We start from the raw sequence: 16,179 nt of genomic DNA on the forward strand, positions 1-16,179 counted from the left end.
CCTATTGGCCCAGGGCGGCGGCGAGGTAGGGTGCCGTGCGTCCCGAAGTGGAACGCGCGACGACGGCCGGCGGCCCTGCGATCATGATCTCCCCGCCGGCGTCGCCGCCCCCGGGGCCCAAGTCGATGACCCAATCCGCCCCGACCACCACGTCCATCTCGTGTTCGACCACCACTACCGTGTTGCCGGCATCGACCAGTCTGTGAAGCTGCGCCATCAAGAGTTGGACGTCGGCGGGATGCAGGCCGGTGGTGGGCTCATCCAACAGGTACAGGGTGTGGCCGCGTTGGACGCGTTGGAGCTCGGTGGCCAGTTTGATGCGTTGGGCTTCACCGCCGGAGAGTTCCGTTGCGGGCTGACCCAACCGCAGGTATCCCAAGCCAACTTCCTTGAGGGTCTGCAGGCTGCGGGACACGGACGGCAGATCGGACAAGAAGGCAGCTGCGGCATTGACGGTCATGCCCAGGACGTCGGCGATGTTCTTCCCACGGTAGGTGACCTCGAGTGTTTCGGGGTTGAACCGCGAACCGTGGCATTCCGGGCACGGGCCGTAACTGCCGGGGAGGAACAGGAGCTCCACCGCCACGAACCCTTCGCCTTGGCAGGTTTCGCAGCGGCCACCAGCTACGTTGAAAGAGAACCGGCCGGCTCCGAAGCCGCGGGCGCGTGCGTCGTCGGTGGCCGCGAATTCCTTCCGGACCCCATCGAACAGCCCGGTATAGGTGGCCAGGTTGGAACGCGGGGTCCGGCCGATGGGTTTTTGGTCGACCTGGACCAGCCGGTCGAGCTGGTGAAGGCCTGACACCAATGCCGGCGCGTCCGCGGCCCGTGCGTCCGCGGCCCCGGCGTCCACGGCCAGGTTTTCGATGCCACCAGCACCGGCGTCGCCGGGTGACTCCGGATGGAGCCCGGCGCCCACCACGTCTGCGAGTACCCGGCTGACCAGGGTGGACTTCCCGGATCCCGAGACGCCCGTTACCGCCGTCATCACGCCCAGCGGGAAATCCACGTCCAGGTTCCGCAGATTGTGCCGGTGGACGTTCTTGAGCTGCAGCCAGTTGGTGGTTTCCCTGGCTGCCCGGGCTTCCTTTGCTTCCCGGGGCGTGTGTCCGGTCCCGGTGGCGACATGGCCGTCGTCGGCCGCTTCTTTGGCTCGGTCGCCGCTGGCGCCGTCAGGGAAAAGGAACGGGCGGGTGACGGAATCCGCCACGGCCTCCAGCCCCGCCACAGGGCCACTGTAAAGTATCTGGCCACCTCCTTCGCCGGCGTGCGGCCCCACGTCCACCAACCAGTCAGCGGCGCGAACGAAGTCCATGTTGTGTTCGACCACAAACACCGAATTACCGGAGCTTTTGAGCGTGTCCAGCACGGCGAGGAGCGGTTCGGCATCGGCCGGGTGGAGGCCTGCGGAGGGCTCGTCCAGGACGTAGATCACGCCGAAAAGGCCGGAGCGGAGCTGTGTGGCGATCCGGAGGCGTTGCATTTCGCCGGGGGAGAGGGTGGGCGTCGGACGGCCCAAGGCGAGGTACCCCAGGCCCAGATCCAGCAGCACGGTGATGCGGTTGAGGAGATCGCGGGTTATGGCGATTGCTACCTCGTTGGTCTCGCCGGAGGTCTGCGTACGGGATGCTGTGGTGGCCGAGGTGGCCTCCGTGATGGGACGGATGAGACGGGCCAGTTCGGTCATGGGCAACGCGTTGAGTTCGGCGATGGTCTTGCCTGCGAAAGTTACCGCCAACGCTTCCGGCCTGAGTCCGCTGCCTCCGCACATGGGACACCGTCCCGTCTCCATGAAACGAAGTACGCGGTCTCGCATCGTGCTGCTCTTGGAATCCGCGAGGGTGTGCAGGACGTAGCTTTTCGCGCTCCAGAAACGGCCCTTGTACGGCTTGGCCACACGATCCCTTTGCGGCGTCACTTCCACCACCGGTTGTTCGTCAGTGAAGAGGATCCAGTCGCGGTCCTTTTTGGGGAGCTTCTTCCACGGCGTATCGACGTCGTATCCCAAGTGGCTGAGGATGTCGCGGAGATTCTTGCCCTGCCAGGCTCCCGGCCACGCTGCGATGGCACCGTCCCTGATGCTCAGGGACGTATCGGGGACGAGGGATTCCTCGCTTACGGTGTGGGCCACGCCCAGGCCGTGGCATTCGGGGCAGGCGCCGGCGGCCGTGTTCGGCGAGAAAGCGTCGGAGTCGAGCTGGCTTGCCCCTTCCGGGTACCTGCCTGCACGTGAGAAGAGCATCCGCAGCGAGTTGGACAGTGTTGTCAGCGTGCCGACGCTTGACCGGGCGGTTGCCGTTCCCCTGCGTTGTTGAAGCGCGACGGCGGGCGGCAGCCCCGTGATTGACTCAACCTTGGGGTTGTGGCCCTGTTGGATCAGGCGTCGGGCGTAGGGGGCGACGGATTCGAAATAGCGTCGCTGGGCCTCGGCGAAGATTGTGCCGAAAGCCAAGGAGGACTTTCCGGATCCCGACACTCCAGTGAAGGCCACGATAGCGTCGCGGGGAACATCGACGTCCACGTTGCGGAGGTTGTTCTCCTTGGCTCCGCGCACCTGGACGAAACCACCGTCAAGGTCGCCGGAGTTCAGGGGCGGTTGGGCGGCTTCGGTCCCGCTGGCGATTGTCAGTTTACTGTCCATTGGTACGACTCTATCGGCCTGACGGACTGTGCGGCCCATGCGGCCTGGGGCGCAGCCGGGGGCATAGCCGGCCGCCGGTCTTAGTCGTCGCGCTCGATGGCGGCCACAGCGCTGATCTCAACCAAGGCGCCGGGTACACCCAGGCCGGCGACAAAGGCCGCGGTCACCAAGGGTGGTTCGTCTGAGGCAAGCCTGGACGCAATTGCCCCGTATCCTGCCGCGAGGTCGGCTCCTTCAACGAACAGGACATTCCACTGGATGACATCACCAAGGCTGGCACCTGCCGCTTGCAGGGCAGTTTCAGCATTGTCGAGGGCGTGCGCGGACTGGATGGCCGCGTCCCCTTCGCCAATGAGCCTTCCACTGGCGTCAACGGCGTTCTGCCCACCGATGTAGATGGTGGTCGCGCCCGGCGGAACCACGGCAACGTGGCTGAAGGCCGGGCTTGAGACAAGCCCCTCGGGACGGATGCGCTGTATGGGTGCCATGACTGTATGGTCCCACCAGGATCCGTTCACCAACAGGGGAGTTCGCACTAATCTGCGGCAGGCCGCCGTCGTTGTTGCTTGGTTGCGGATCGGTGCTCTTTGGCCACCCGGTGACGGCGTGCCGAACCGCGGGTGGGCTTGGACGCACGCCGGACCGTCGCGGGAACCAATCCAGCCCTGATGAGCCCGGCCAGCTTGGCGAGCGCGAGCTCACGGTTCCGCAACTGTGATCTGTCCTCGGAAGCGGTCACAGTAACAGCGCCGGCCACGAGACGCTTTGCCAGGCTTTTGAGCAGTAACTGCCGCTGCTCGTCGGTCAAAGTAGCAGAAGCAGCAACATCCCACGTCAGCTCGGCCCGGGTGTCAGTGGTGTTGACGTGCTGGCCGCCCGGCCCTGAAGAACGCGAGAACCGCCAGCTCAGCTCCCATGAAGGAATCGTCAGGGATGGGGAGATTTCCAGGTCCATTGAACAAGCCTTGCACGTCTGCCCGGGCCCGGACTTCCACCCCGCCGAATACCCGATGTTCACTTGCCCCCTCTAGGATCGAGTCATGACCGGGCCCGTGGATTTTCTGGGCCCCATCCTGGAGATGATGACGTGGGTGGGGTTCGTCCCCGGCGTGCCCTTGCTGGTCTGGGCATGGATCATCGCCCGACGCCGGTGCACATGGGTCACTGCCGACGGCGAGCGGTTCGCTGCCGGAGGCTACCTGGGGCTGCAGTGGATGGACCAGGACCAGGAGGAGCGGAAGGTCCTGCTGGACGTTGCGGCCACGGAGGGCGGGGTTGATTCCGGTCCCGTGGTGGTTCACTACGATGCCTGCCATCCTTCACGGTGCTCGCTGGAGCCGCCGCGGTTCGACCATACAGTGTTGATTCTGGGGTGGATCCTCACGGGCATTGGAATTGTCAACACGCTCGGAGGACTCGTGCTGGTGGCGCTTTAGCGTTCCCCCTTGAACAGCTGTCCGGCGCGGGGCTAGCATTTGCGCGCGGGCTTTCGCTCGCGTGCTTTCGTTGACCGCCGTACCGGGAGGACTGCCATGAGCGATCAGACTGCAACCCTGCTGGTGGATCTGATTATTTCCCTGGACGGCTATGCCTCGGCCGAGGGGTGGCCGGGATGGTGGGGCCTTGAGGGTCCGGAATACCTTGCCTGGCTCGATGAAGAGGCCAGGAAGGACGTCACCACTCTCATGGGAGCGAACACCTATCGGCTCATGTCGGGCATGTCCGGGCAGGCGGGCGAGGCGGACTCCGGATTTTCCAAGGAAGAAGGCGACAGCCTGGCGGGCCTGGCGGCCGTGCCCAAGGTCATTTTCTCCTCCACCTTGAAAGAGCCCTTGGCCTGGCCGAATTCCGAACTCGTCTCCGGGGACGCCGTGGAAGCGGTAAGGGAAATGAAGCAGACCCGTACCGGTACCTTAAGCACCCTGGGCAGTTTGAGTCTGTGCAGATCCTTGCTGTCAGCCGGGTTGGTGGACAGATACCGTCTGGTGGTCTTCCCGGTGATCACTGGCAAGACCGGCCGCGAGCGGATCTACGACGGCTACCCGGATGTTGCTTTGGACTTGGTGGAGAGCCGGACGTTTGATGGCCGGCTTCAAATGTTGGAGTACGTTCCCCGCGTTATCGATACTCCACTCGGCAGAGGTGGTGGAGGCTAACCGACCTGCCGGGCATCCAGTTCGCTGAACAAAGGCCTTAAGGACTCGGCGTAGTGGTCCATGGTCTCCGGGAATGTCATCAGGCGCAGGCCTGAGAGAGCCCCGGCGACCGGACTGGCCGGCGCTTCGAAAGCGCTGTGGCGTCCTGTCGGCGCCTTTGTGCAGAGAACGGGTTCGGCAGTCACTCCGCGTGAAGTCAGAATCGCGATGCCCCATGGGTCGTTGGGCTCGGCAACAGAGATGCCGGCGTTGTCGAAGGTGTCTCGGAGGACATATCGCGTGACCGTCCGCCATGATTGCAGAAACGGGGATTGGAGCTGCTCTATGAGGTCTTCATCGTTGGCGCTGTAGGCGTCCGTGAGGGCTGTCGACAAGGCGTCCCATTCCTCGGCGTCCCGGACCATCAGGTGCGCGGCACGGAGGTGGGCAATGGTTTCATTCAACATCATGGCAGTCCCCAAACTTCCTCGTACGATGTTCGCCCGATGCCGGGCAGGCTTGCGATCGGCACGCCTCTTATCAACAGAACGGATGGGGCGCCGTCATGATTCCCAAGAAGTCCCCTTCCTTGTTCTCCGTGCCGGCTTTTACACGGCCGCCTAGTAAATAAGGAAACTTACTAATAGGCTGTCCGAGTGGGGAAAGTCCCCGGAGGAAAAGGAAGTGAAGCGGAATATGACTGAAGAGCAGGGCATCAGCAAAGTCACCGGCATCATCAACGATTCCAGGATCGGGATGTTGACCACCATCAATGAAGAAGGCGCATTGGTCAGCCGGCCGCTGGCTGTCCAGGACGTCAAGGACGACGGCGACATGTGGTTCTTCACAGGACTGGGCACCTCCCAGGTTGCCCACATACGCCGGGATTCCCGCGTCAACGTTTCCTTCGGCAAGAATACGGAGTGGGTCTCCGTCGCCGGAACTGCCGAGGTTGTCACGGACCGCGCAAAAATCCATGAGCTCTGGAACCAGGTTGTGGAGGCGTGGTTCCCTGACGGCCCTGACACTCCCGAGGTTTGCCTCCTGCACGTGGATTCAGATTCCGCTGAATACTGGACCAGCCCCGGTGGTACCGCAGCCACGGTACTCCAGTGGGTCAAGTCCAAAGTAACCAACTCACGCTTCAGCGTGGGCGAAAGTGACACCGTGGAACTGTGAGCCGACATGGTTGACGCGGAACGGTTCCGGCTTGTCCTTGAGCAAGAACGAGAACGCAGGCTATTGCTGCTCTCAGATCTCCGGAGCGACATCACGTCGGTCAATGCCGCCCGCCAGGACTCCAATGTGGACGACGAACATGATCCGGAGGGCAGCACCATAGCCTTCGAGCTGTCGCAGGCGTCCGCCCTCCTTGACCAAAGCAAGGAGGGCCTCCAGCACATCGATGCGGCCCTGGCGAGGATCGCCGCCGGCACCTATGGCCGCTGTGAAGTCTGTGGGGTGGACATCCCGGAAGGCCGGCTTGAAGCCAGGCCATGGACGCCGTTCTGCGTTGACCATGCCTCAGGGCGAAGGTAGAGGTTGGCCCATTCCCGGCGAGACCTGGACAAATTCGATTCCCTGTTGCTGCTTTTTGACGGGCCCGCGCTTGAAGCCTTTGGCGTCGAGGTGGTTTCCAGCCCTGTAGGCCGCCAACGCCTCATCAAAGATCCCGTTGAGTCGGCTTGCGGCGAAGATTTCCCGAGTTCCGTCGGTGAACTCGATGGCCACAGTGACGCTTGATGGGAAGTGCCGCTTCATGCGGATGAAGCCTTGGGCGTCCTGGTGCAGTGAGATCACGTAGTGTCCGCGCTTTCATTGTTCGGGTTGGAATCGGGAGTGCTGGACCGGTCTGCCGCTGCGCCCTGCTTGCGGCTCGCCAACAGGAACGGCACGGAAAGCAGTTCGATGACTCCGGCCATGGCCAGCGACGCCGGATATCCGTACAGGTCTGCGCCACGGCCCAACAATGGCTGAATGACGACGCCACCGCTCGAGCCCATCAGAGAATCGAAGCTGAGGACAGTTGCCCGCTGTTTGGAAGGGATCATGTCGTTCACGTACGCCTGCCGGACCGGGGTGACGGCAGATCCCACCACGCCCCATAGCGCCAACAGTACCAAGGCGATCCAAAAACTGTGGGTGATCCCTACGACCAGCAGGATCACGCAGCCACCCGTCCCGCCCAGGATCAGTACAGAAGTGCGTTTGTGGAAAAGGCTCCGGGCGTGAGGTGCCAACCAACCGCCAAGGATTTGCGAGCCGGCCACGATCGCGGCGGCAAGACCGGCGATTGAATAGGCCTGCGGGTCGCCGAAGAGGTCAAGAAGATAGGGCTGCAACGCATAAAAGACATAGATGCCGACGCCGGCACTGAAGGGCGCGGCCAGCATCACGAATCGTACGGGCGGGTTTTTCAGCCCGTTCTCGATCGACGCCGTCAGTACGGCACGGGTAGCCCGTAGCGGGTGCGTCGAACGCTCCGGTGAGAAGCCGACGTCGTGCATGAGTCCGAAGGCGACGGCGAACATGGCAAGCAGCACCGCGACGCGGAGCAGGAACGGCACCCCAAGGTTGGTGGCCTGGGCGATCACGCCGCCGGCCACGGAACCCAGAAGCATCGCCACGCCCTGGACCATCTGGCCCCGGCCAAGTACGGATTCAAGTCCGCCTTCATAGCCGGAGAAACGAAGGGCATCAACAAGCCATGCCTCAACGGCCCCGGAGAAGAACGTGAATCCCAGGCCCAGGAGGACGGAGACCACAGCCCACATCCAGAAAGCACCCGAGATCTGCCACAGAAGGTAGTACAAGTAGGTGGATGCCGCCAGCGTGACGGTCCCCAGAAGGAACGACGTGCGCCGTCCCCAGCCATCGGCCACTACGCCAGTGGGTATTTCGAAGAGGACCATGCCGGCTGTGAAGAAAGCATTGGCGGCGAAGGCCTCAAGGTTACTCAGCCCGGCGTCCAGCAGGAACAGGGTATTGATGCCCCAGATGAAAGACGCCGCAACCGTATTGCCGAGCGTCAATGTGAGGTAGACGCGTTGGATTTTGCGGGCGTCCTGGTTCAGGGTGTCGCCGGTCCCGCGGGCGCGTGGAGGGGCCACGTGCCTATTCTCGCCCCGTTTGCTTCGCTCCGCCAGATCCGTCTGCAGTCAGCTTTCGGCCGCTGACAGAAGCGGCCCGGATCCCCGCACGAGGCGGGATCCGGGCCGAAGCCGTTTGTCAGTGCCAGAGTCCCAAGGCGAACTCGGCGATGACTGTGGAGAGGATGAACGACGCAGTGATGGCGACCAGGCCCACGGGGATGATCTTCCAGCCGATGTTGCGCAGGAGGGGAATGTCCTTACCGAGGGAGAGCCCGGCCAACGTCAGCATCACTGTGGCGATGGACAGGAAGTCCACGGACTTCACAGCCTCATTCAAGACGCCGGCACCGAAGAACCACGGGCTGGAAATGTAGGCGCCGATGGTGGTGATGAAGACTATGGCAGAGATTTTCCTGGTGACCTTTGCCAGGAACAAGCTGACGAGCACCAAGGCGAGCATGATGCCGTAGCCGGCAATGATTGACAGGCTCAGGCCCTTGGCGGCCACCGATGCGGTACCGATGCCCAGCACTGTCAGGACGGACAGCGAAAGCCACAACGGCAACTTGATGGCAGCCGAGGACTTAGCGACTTCTTCGCGGAAGCGGCGGTTCTCTTCTGCTTGGACCTCGTCCTGCTCGACCTCAGCTGCGGTGCGGGTTTGGGGAGCCACAGCCGTGCCGGCGGCAACCTTCTGCGGTTCCTTGTTGCGCGTGAGCAGTTTGTAGAAGCGGTCGGCCACGGGCAAGGCAATGTAGATGCCAACGTAGACACCCAGGATGGTGGTGATGAGGTTGGAGACGGCGGCCATGCCTAGGATGGCTTCCTGGTCGCCCGGGTAGGCTGCGATGATGCTCGCCGCCGAGGCCGCCATCATGGAGCCGGAACCAACGCCCGCACCCATGGCCAGGGCCAGGGGATCGAAGATCTTCCAGTTGGCCACCAACGAGGTCAGCAAGGTGATGAAGATGGCACCGAACAGGGTGCCGAAGACGTACATGGCCAGGACGCCGCGGTACTGATCGGAATCCGGGCCGTACTTCTCCGAGACCATGGCGAAGGAGGGCTCGCGGTCAAGGGAGAACGTTGCGCCCACGGTTGCCTTACCCATGCGAAGCAGTACGGCCAGGGGCAGCGCCAACACGATGGTTCCCAACAAGTGGCCCACTTCCTGCAGCAGCAGTGCGGGGCCGGCCTTGATGAGGCTCGGCAGGCTCGGCCCGATGTTGAAGGCGAGCCTGGCCACCAGGAGCAGAACCGCGACGCCGACCAGGGCCGCCGCGACGCGCTGGAGGTCGAGGCCGAGCGGCTTGAACTTCTGGATGGAGACCAACAGGCCGAGGATAAGTCCCCACACCATGGGGAAGATGATGATCGCGCCAATGCCAAGATCAATCTTGGCCTGGCCAATGAACTGGACCGCAAGGGCGATGACAAACGCCAGCGCGGCAATGGGAAGCGTAAGCCGTGTTCCGGCTTTGTCCGTCCGCGCGGTTTCGGTGCTGGTGCTCATGATGTTGCTTCCTGGATCGGGGCTTCACTGCGGTAGGCCGCATTGACGAAGCGTTCTCTCTGCTGGGGATTGGTTGCGGCACCCGCCACAGTCCAAGCCAGCGCGGTGGCTGCCTCGAACATCACGGCGTATGCCTCGGGTGTGTTCGCAAGAGCTGCAAAGCCGTGCGAGTGGATGGGGACGTTGGCTCCTGGAATGCTCAGCCACGGGTGCAAGGAGGGAATTACTTGGGAGATGTTGCCCATGTCCGTGGAGCCGCCGCCCATTCCTGCCGCCGGGGAAGTGTCCTTGCCGAACGCGTCCATGGCTTCGGTCCAGTGTGCGGCAAGTTCGCCGTCCTGGATCAGCGGCTCATAGAGCGGTTCCGCCGCCGTGATCTCAAGGGTGGTCCCGGTTGCAAGTGCGGCGCCTTCGAAGCAGCGCTTGACCCGTTCGAGCAGTGCCTCGTACTCCGCGAGCGTGAAGGCCCTGCATTCGAACGGAACCACGGCATGGTCCGGAATGATGTTGGTGACGTGTCCGGCTTCCGCCACGTAACAGGCAATACGGTGGTCTCCCGGAATTTGCTGGCGGAGCAAGCCGATCGCCACCTGGCTGAGCACGGCTGCGTCCCCGGCGTTGACGCCCAGATGCGGGGCGGCAGCCGCGTGGGCAGCCTTTCCGGTGAACACGGCCTCGTAACGGCCCACTGCTTGAGCCGTTGTCCCGGCGGGGTTGTACGTGACGCCGTCCTGGACCGGGTGGACCATCAAAGCAAGGCCGACGCCGTCGAAGGCGCCCCGCTCCAGCATCAGCACTTTGCCGCCTCCGTGTTCCTCGGCCGGCGTGCCGATCGCCTTCAACGTGATGCCGAGTTCGTCCACATGGGGGAGCAGGGCCAGTGCCGCAGCTATCGATGCTCCCGCGATGAGGTTGTGGCCACAAGCGTGACCCACTGAGGGCAGGGCATCGTATTCCACGCACAGGGCAACGGTGAGTTCACCGGTTCCCGCGGTGGCGGTGAAGGCTGTTGGAAGCCCGGACGTTCCTTGGGTGACGTCAAAGCCGCCTTCGGCGAGCAGGGAGGTTATTGACTCTGCGGCCTGGACTTCTTGGAAGGAGATCTCGGGGTTGGCATGCAGACCCTGCGAGAGTGCCTGAACCCGGGGTTTCCAGGCCGTGACGCCGTCCGCCAAGGCTTGACGCAGCGGAAGTGATGAGGCCGTAGTGGTGATTTCCATGATTCTTCCTGCTAGTAGGACAGGGACGGGAAGGGGGATCCGGCTGCCCGGGTGGGAACCCAAACCGCCTTGGTCTGCGTGTACTCGTCCAATACGCCGGGCCCTGAGGATCGGCCGTGGCCGGAATCGCCGAAACCGCCAAAGGGAACGGCAACGTGGATGGTCTTGTACGAGTTGATCCAGAACGTCCCTGCCTTCACCTCACGGGCGATGTGGTGGGCCCGGGAAACGTCCGAGGTCCACACAGCGCCGGCCAGTCCGAAGTTGGTGTTGTTGGCACGGGCGATTGCTTCGGCTTCCGTGTCAAAGGCGTCGGCACCGACTACTGGTCCGAAGACTTCAGTGGTCTCCAGGCGGTTTGCCGGTGTCACGCCATCCAACAGCGTCGGCATGACCCAGTGGCCGCCAGCCAGAGACGACCCGGCCAAGGACTCAGGCAACGTTCCGCCCGTGAGCCTGCGGCCGCCGTCGTTCATTCCCTGTTCAATCAGCGAAGTGACGGTCGCGAACTGGGGCGCGGTGATAATCGGCCCCACCTCGGTGGCGGCGTCCAGTGGATCCCCGACCCGAAGCCGGGCAGCACGTTCGGCCACCATGTCAATAAACCGGGCGTGAACGCTGCGTTCGACCAGTAGGCGCGACCCTGCGACGCAGGATTGCCCGGCGCCGGAGAAGATGGCGGAGATGGCGCCGTCGGCGGCGCGCTCGAGGTCGGCGTCGGCGAAGACGATATTGGCACTCTTGCCGCCAAGCTCCAACAGGGCTGGAATTCCGGCTTCCGCGGCGGCTACGGCAACCCGGCGGCCCGTGGGAACCGAACCGATGAAGCTGACTTTGCCGACCCGGCGATCGGACGTGAGAGTGGCTCCGACTGTCTGCCCGAGTCCCACGGCTACGTTGAACGCGCCGTCGGGAAGGCCGGCTTCGTGGGCCAGCTGTGCGAGCCGCACGGTTGTAGCCGGGGTGAATTCGCTGGGCTTGATGATGACGGCGTTGCCCGCCGCCAGCGGCGCGGCTGAGTTCCAACCGGCCGTGAACAGCGGGGCGTTCCATGGCGTGATGGCGACGACGACGCCCCACGGAACCCGCTCCGTGTAGGTGTGCCACGGGCCGGGCACGGGTATGGTCTGGCCGGTGAGTTTGTCGGCCCAGCCTGCGTAGTAGCCGAACATTTCAGCTACCTTGGACGCTTCAACGCGGGCGTCGCGGATGGGCTTTCCCGTGGTGGCCGATTCGAGGATCGCCAGTTCTTCGGTGTGTGCTTCGACCATCCTGCTGACGTTGCGGAGGATGGCGGCGCGATCGAAGCCGTTCAGCGATCCCCACGCCGCTGCGCCCCGGACGGAGCTCTGCAGGATGGCATCGGCGCCCTCGGTGCCAGGGTCGGCATAGGTGGCAAAGGCTTCGCCCGTGGCCGCTGACGTCAGGGTGACGGAAGCGCCGGAGCCGGCGGCCACTTCGCCGTCGACGAACGCGCCAAGCCCTGAAGGGAAGGCGGAGTCCAGGACGGTCCGGGCTGTTGCGGTGGAGGAAGCCGCGGGGGCTGTGGTGATGCTCAAGGTAATGTCCTTCTGTTGCTGGGGGCGCTATGCGATGTGCGTGGTGCCGGGGGCGCCGGCGGGGGTAACAGCGGGCGCTACGGTCCTGGCGATTTCGGTGAAGTCGGCGGCCGGGCCGAGGGATGCCAGGGCGGCCTGCCACTGATCGGCCGCGGCAGCCAGGAGTTCCGGCTGTTCGCCGATCTGCCGGGCGATGTCGACGGCCAGGGATGCGTCCCGTGCCATCAGGCCGAGGGAGAAGCCGGAGTCGTGAGTGCCGGACAGGATCCAGTTCGGGTACATCGCGGAGGAGACTTTGCTGCCCCCGGAGGCATTGCTGATGCTCGCGGCGGCCACTGCGGGATCGATTCCGTAGGCCTTTGCAACGCCGAGCGCCTCGCCCACTGACACCAGATTGGCGGCGGCCAGGATGTTGTTCAACAGCTTCACGACGTTTCCGCTGCCAGGCCCGCCGATGCGGGCATACTTTCCGCCGGTGAGGGCTTCGAGGACGGGCTGTGCAGCCGCGGCAGCTGTGTCCGTTGCTCCAACGAACGCGCTCAGAGTCCCGGTGGCTGCGCCTTCGCGTCCACCGGAGACCGGCGCGTCCACAAAGCATGCGCCGTGGGATTCCGCCAGCGCTGCCATGGACGTACTCGTGCCCGGCTCGGAGGTAGTGGTGTCAATGATTGCGATGGTCCCGGGTCCCGAGAGGAGCACCGGCGCTGTTGCCTCCACAATGTGGGCCGAGGGCAGGGACAGCACAGCATATGGGATGCCGGCTAGATCCCGGAGTTCTGCCGTGGTGGAAATTCCGGTTGCGGCAGCCGCGTTCCGGGCAACGTCCGAGGGGTCGAAGCCGGTGACGTCCCAGCCTGCGCGGTGCAGCGTGGACGCCATCGCACCTCCCATGGATCCGAGGCCGACGACGGCGATGCGGCGGGTGTTGCTCATGAATGCTCCTAGGTGGGGATTGTGGTGGAAGAAGAATGTGGTGGCCGCAGGGCGGGTCAGTCCAGGTAGATGTCCAGGTCTTTCCAGAGTTGCTGGGTGCGCCGGATGGCTGATCGACTCCGTTCGGGGTGCGCCGCTTCCATGCCGGCCAAAAGGCCGTAGACCATGGAATTTGCCGCCGTCACGGACTGGAAGAAGGAGATCCCCTCGGAGGCAACGATCAGCAGGTGGTCAGCCGCGGCGGCCAGGCGCCCGCGACGCATATCGCTGATGGCGACGACGGTGGCTCCGGACTGTTTGGCGGCTTCGGCAGTGACGATGATCTGCTGGACCGACCGCCACATATTGACCACCACCAGCACGTCGCCGGGGCCGAGGCTGTTGGCTGCGGAAGCGAGGTGTACACCGCCACGGTTTTCCAAGGTGATGGGGTACCCCATGGTGGAACCGAGGTGCGCCATGACACTTGCCGGTCCGGCGAAAGAGCCGATGCCGATGGTGGTGATGGACTTTGCCGAGGCCAGGGCGGCGATGGCGGCTTCCACGTCCTCGGAAGTGTTCGAGTCAAGGGTGAGCCGCAGGTTTTCGATGTCGTGGTTCAGTGCGTCGTGGAGGGGGCTGTGGTGTTCACCGTGCTCGAGGAGGGTGTCCTCGGTGGAGATCATCACCAAGTACCGGGAGCGAAGTTCGCGTTGGAGGTCAGGCCAGCCCCGGTAGCCCAGACGCTGGGCGGTGCGTACAACTGTGGAGTTGTTGACGTCTGAGCGCTGCGCAATTTCGGCGATGTCAGCGTAGGAGGACAACTGCGGATTGCGTGCAATGACCTCCACCACCCGTGCCTGGGACTTGGATAATGCGACGTCGGGAAGCGCGTCTCCCAGCCAGGCGTGGTCCACAGGCTCCCGCGCCACAGTGCTGGGACCCGATTCGTCTGGCTTGCTTGTCACTACTCAAACTCCTTGTAACGCAGATCACTTGGCAATCTCGATTGCAATTAACATACTCTGCAATTTCGTTTGCAGCTAGTGGTTTGCGTTACAGGTATGTAAAAGTTCCACCCGAGGGCATGGGCGGGCGTTAAACGATAAGTGCCAGGGACCCTGTGGGGGTCCCTGGCACTTATCGTCACCCTAGGCCGGGTTGCTCACCAGCCCTGCATCCGCCTTCGCAATCCCGGGGCGCCGCGCAGAAAGGAGCGGAGCGAAGAACGCCGCAAGTTCCGCCGTCGCCGTCAACGGCAGGACGTTGGCAACATACTGGTCCGGGCGGACGACGACCACGACGCCGTCACGGCTGAGGCCGCGCAGCTCAAAGATGTCGTTGGCGGGATCGGTGCCGAACACTTTTTCGAGGTACGTCAGTTTGAACGGTCCCACGGTCGGCTTGAATGCCGCAGGGACGGCGTTGATGTCCACGTTGGTGTGGTCCTGCTGGTAGATCACTTTGACATCGAACCAAGCGTCCCGGTCAAGGTTCGACGGCGTCGCAGCCAGCGGCGAGTCCGGCGCGTTCGCGATCCACTCGGCAAAGTCGGCAACCGGGCCTTCGGCGCCTGCTTGGGCGGTATCGGCAAAGACGTAGATCCGCCAGCGGCCGTCCGCCTTTGCGTGGTGGCCCAGCTGCATGGGGTTGGTGTCGCAGACCCGCTGGACAGGGGCGGACTTGAAGCGTTTGCCTACCGGGAAGCCGGTTGCGAGTTCCTGGTGCCGCGGCTCCGATACGACCAGGGAGGGCGCGTATTGGGTCATGAAACCTGCGGGGAACTCTGCGGTGCCGGTGTAGAAGTTCTCCAGCTCCGTGGGGTCTTCAAACTCTTCGGGCTTCTTGGCCATGAGGGTGGACCATTGCTTGTCGAAGTCGATTAGGTTCTTCGCGACCACCTGGCGCTCCGCGGAATACGTGTCCAGCAGGCTTTCGGGGCTGCGGCCTTCGAGGACGTGACCGAGCTTCCAGCCTATGTTGAAGCCGTCCTGCATGGAGACGTTCATTCCCTGGCCGGCCTTGGCGCTGTGGGTGTGACAGGCGTCGCCGGTGATGAACACCCGTGGGGTACGCGTTCCGCGCTCCTCCGGCAGGACGTCGTCGAACCTGTCTGTCAGGCGGTGGCCGACCTCGTAAACGCTGTGCCACGCGACGTTGCGAACATCCAAGGTGTACGGGTGGAGGATGTCGTTGGCCTTCTGGATGATCTGTTCGATGGTGGTCTTCCGCACCGCCCCGTGGTCATCCGCTGCGACCTCGCCGAGGTCCACGTACATGCGGAACAGGTGCCCGCCCTCACGGGGAATCAGCAGGATACTGCCGCCGTTGCCGGACTGGATAGCGCATTTCGTCCGGATGTCCGGGAAATCGGTGACCGCCAAGACGTCCATGACGCCCCAGGCATGGTTCGCTTGATCACCGGCCAGATGGCAGCCAATCGATTCGCGGACCTTGCTGCGGGCGCCGTCGGCACCAACTACGTACTTGGCGCGGATAACCCGCTCCTGGCCCTCATCGGCACCGGCGGTGTGGCCGAGGGTCACCTCAACCGGGTAGTCCCCGTCGCCGGTGACCTTCAGGCTGCGGAACTCGTAGCCAAAGTCAGGGACCATGCGCGTGGGGGAGTTCGCCATGAACTCCGCAAAATAGTCCAGGACACGGGCCTGGTTGACGATCAAGTGCGGGAACTCGCTGATCCCGGCGGGATCATCCACCGCCCTGGCTGCCCTGACGATGCGAGAGTGATCGGCCGGGTCCGGCTTCCAAAAGGCCATCTCGGTGATGCGGTATGCCTCGGCTGTGATCCGCTCTGCAAACCCGAAGGCCTGGAAGGTCTCAACACTCCGGGCCTGGATGCCGTCGGCCTGGCCAATGGCGAGCCTGCCAGGGCGGCGTTCGATGATGCGCGTAGTGACTCCGGGGAACTGGGCCAACTGGGCCGCCGTCAACATCCCGGCGGGACCGGTGCCCACGATGAGGACATCGACTTCATCCGGAAGTGCTGACGGCCGGTTGATTCCGACGCCGGCGGCCGGCTCGACCCGCGGGTCACCTGATACATAACCGTGGTGGTGGAACTGCACGGGCTTTCCTCACTTCTTTGT

Annotated in this window: 16 protein-coding genes; 4 read left to right on the forward strand and 12 right to left on the reverse strand. The window is 63.8% G+C overall.

Annotated elements, in window-relative coordinates; translation table 11 throughout:
• Position 1 precedes the first annotated feature (1 nt).
• The 3 genes from HMI60_RS02470 to arfB form a co-directional block, all read right to left on the reverse strand.
• A complete protein-coding gene (locus tag HMI60_RS02470) occupies positions 2 to 2,641 on the reverse strand; it encodes an excinuclease ABC subunit UvrA (protein ID WP_227453640.1) in 2,640 nt (879 codons plus the stop codon).
• A gap of 80 nt (positions 2,642 to 2,721) precedes the next feature.
• Positions 2,722 to 3,129, reverse strand: a complete 408-nt coding sequence (locus tag HMI60_RS02475) for a RidA family protein (protein ID WP_110504244.1) — start codon at positions 3,127 to 3,129, stop codon at positions 2,722 to 2,724.
• Positions 3,130 to 3,176: 47 nt separating this feature from the next.
• Entirely contained in the window at positions 3,177 to 3,596 is a 420-nt protein-coding gene (arfB, locus tag HMI60_RS02480; protein ID WP_039241121.1) for an alternative ribosome rescue aminoacyl-tRNA hydrolase ArfB, read from the reverse strand.
• Between the two features lie 85 nt (positions 3,597 to 3,681).
• On the opposite strand from arfB, the gene HMI60_RS02485 reads away from it, so the two are divergent.
• Both HMI60_RS02485 and HMI60_RS02490 read left to right on the forward strand, forming a co-directional pair.
• Positions 3,682 to 4,077 (forward strand): hypothetical protein, encoded by a 396-nt coding sequence (locus HMI60_RS02485; protein ID WP_193590496.1) that lies wholly within the window; start codon positions 3,682 to 3,684, stop codon positions 4,075 to 4,077.
• A 96-nt stretch (positions 4,078 to 4,173) separates the two neighbouring features.
• Positions 4,174 to 4,797, forward strand: a complete 624-nt coding sequence (locus HMI60_RS02490) for a dihydrofolate reductase family protein (RefSeq protein ID WP_193590497.1) — start codon at positions 4,174 to 4,176, stop codon at positions 4,795 to 4,797.
• On the opposite strand, the gene HMI60_RS02495 is transcribed toward HMI60_RS02490, so the two are convergent.
• Complete coding sequence (locus HMI60_RS02495) at positions 4,794 to 5,246, reverse strand: hypothetical protein (protein ID WP_179128346.1); 453 nt, start codon at positions 5,244 to 5,246, stop codon at positions 4,794 to 4,796. The two genes, HMI60_RS02490 and HMI60_RS02495, sit on opposite strands and share 4 nt — an antisense overlap.
• Positions 5,247 to 5,472: 226 nt before the next feature.
• Between HMI60_RS02495 and HMI60_RS02500 the strand changes: the two genes are divergently transcribed.
• On the forward strand, positions 5,473 to 5,955 hold the full coding sequence (locus HMI60_RS02500) for a pyridoxamine 5'-phosphate oxidase family protein (RefSeq protein WP_055976131.1): 483 nt from the start codon (positions 5,473 to 5,475) through the stop codon (positions 5,953 to 5,955).
• Positions 5,956 to 5,961: 6 nt separating this feature from the next.
• Positions 5,962 to 6,315 carry a TraR/DksA C4-type zinc finger protein gene (locus HMI60_RS02505; protein WP_081623390.1) on the forward strand — a complete coding sequence of 118 codons (354 nt, stop codon included), beginning with the start codon at positions 5,962 to 5,964 and terminating at the stop codon, positions 6,313 to 6,315.
• Here the strand turns inward: HMI60_RS02505 and HMI60_RS02510 are convergent.
• From HMI60_RS02510 to HMI60_RS02545, 8 genes are all read right to left on the reverse strand, one after another.
• Complete coding sequence (locus HMI60_RS02510) at positions 6,301 to 6,576, reverse strand: hypothetical protein (protein ID WP_018779643.1); 276 nt, start codon at positions 6,574 to 6,576, stop codon at positions 6,301 to 6,303. The two genes, HMI60_RS02505 and HMI60_RS02510, sit on opposite strands and share 15 nt — an antisense overlap.
• Positions 6,573 to 7,886, reverse strand: coding sequence for an MFS transporter (locus HMI60_RS02515; protein WP_193590498.1), 1,314 nt, complete (start codon positions 7,884 to 7,886; stop codon positions 6,573 to 6,575). Before HMI60_RS02515 ends, HMI60_RS02510 begins: the two co-directional genes overlap by 4 nt.
• Positions 7,887 to 8,004: 118 nt before the next feature.
• Positions 8,005 to 9,381 (reverse strand): DUF3100 domain-containing protein, encoded by a 1,377-nt coding sequence (locus HMI60_RS02520; RefSeq protein ID WP_193590499.1) that lies wholly within the window; start codon positions 9,379 to 9,381, stop codon positions 8,005 to 8,007.
• Positions 9,378 to 10,601, reverse strand: a complete 1,224-nt coding sequence (locus tag HMI60_RS02525) for an amidohydrolase (protein WP_193590500.1) — start codon at positions 10,599 to 10,601, stop codon at positions 9,378 to 9,380. Before HMI60_RS02525 ends, HMI60_RS02520 begins: the two co-directional genes overlap by 4 nt.
• An 11-nt stretch (positions 10,602 to 10,612) precedes the next feature.
• Entirely contained in the window at positions 10,613 to 12,160 is a 1,548-nt protein-coding gene (locus HMI60_RS02530) for an aldehyde dehydrogenase (RefSeq protein WP_079581216.1), read from the reverse strand.
• Positions 12,161 to 12,187: 27 nt separating this feature from the next.
• Positions 12,188 to 13,093, reverse strand: a complete 906-nt coding sequence (locus tag HMI60_RS02535; protein WP_193590501.1) for an NAD(P)-dependent oxidoreductase — start codon at positions 13,091 to 13,093, stop codon at positions 12,188 to 12,190.
• 56 nt (positions 13,094 to 13,149) lie between these two features.
• Positions 13,150 to 14,040 (reverse strand): MurR/RpiR family transcriptional regulator, encoded by an 891-nt coding sequence (locus HMI60_RS02540; protein ID WP_018779637.1) that lies wholly within the window; start codon positions 14,038 to 14,040, stop codon positions 13,150 to 13,152.
• Between the two features lie 183 nt (positions 14,041 to 14,223).
• Positions 14,224 to 16,158, reverse strand: a complete 1,935-nt coding sequence (locus HMI60_RS02545; protein ID WP_193590502.1) for an FAD-binding monooxygenase — start codon at positions 16,156 to 16,158, stop codon at positions 14,224 to 14,226.
• Positions 16,159 to 16,179: the final 21 nt, after the last annotated feature.

The organism is Paenarthrobacter sp. YJN-D (genome assembly GCF_015040335.1).
GTDB classification, from domain to species: Bacteria; Actinomycetota; Actinomycetes; order Actinomycetales; family Micrococcaceae; genus Arthrobacter; species Arthrobacter nicotinovorans.

Coding starts and splice junctions, on each gene's coding strand:
- HMI60_RS02500 (WP_055976131.1), top strand. CDS start 5,473: ATGACTGAAGAGCAGGGCATCAGCAAAGTCACCGGCATCATCAACGAT.
- HMI60_RS02505 (WP_081623390.1), top strand. CDS start 5,962: ATGGTTGACGCGGAACGGTTCCGGCTTGTCCTTGAGCAAGAACGAGAA.
- arfB (WP_039241121.1), bottom strand. CDS start 3,596: ATGGACCTGGAAATCTCCCCATCCCTGACGATTCCTTCATGGGAGCTG.
- HMI60_RS02525 (WP_193590500.1), bottom strand. CDS start 10,601: ATGGAAATCACCACTACGGCCTCATCACTTCCGCTGCGTCAAGCCTTG.
- HMI60_RS02475 (WP_110504244.1), bottom strand. CDS start 3,129: ATGGCACCCATACAGCGCATCCGTCCCGAGGGGCTTGTCTCAAGCCCG.
- HMI60_RS02485 (WP_193590496.1), top strand. CDS start 3,682: ATGACCGGGCCCGTGGATTTTCTGGGCCCCATCCTGGAGATGATGACG.
- HMI60_RS02535 (WP_193590501.1), bottom strand. CDS start 13,093: ATGAGCAACACCCGCCGCATCGCCGTCGTCGGCCTCGGATCCATGGGA.
- HMI60_RS02470 (WP_227453640.1), bottom strand. CDS start 2,641: ATGGACAGTAAACTGACAATCGCCAGCGGGACCGAAGCCGCCCAACCG.
- HMI60_RS02490 (WP_193590497.1), top strand. CDS start 4,174: ATGAGCGATCAGACTGCAACCCTGCTGGTGGATCTGATTATTTCCCTG.
- HMI60_RS02520 (WP_193590499.1), bottom strand. CDS start 9,381: ATGAGCACCAGCACCGAAACCGCGCGGACGGACAAAGCCGGAACACGG.
- HMI60_RS02495 (WP_179128346.1), bottom strand. CDS start 5,246: ATGATGTTGAATGAAACCATTGCCCACCTCCGTGCCGCGCACCTGATG.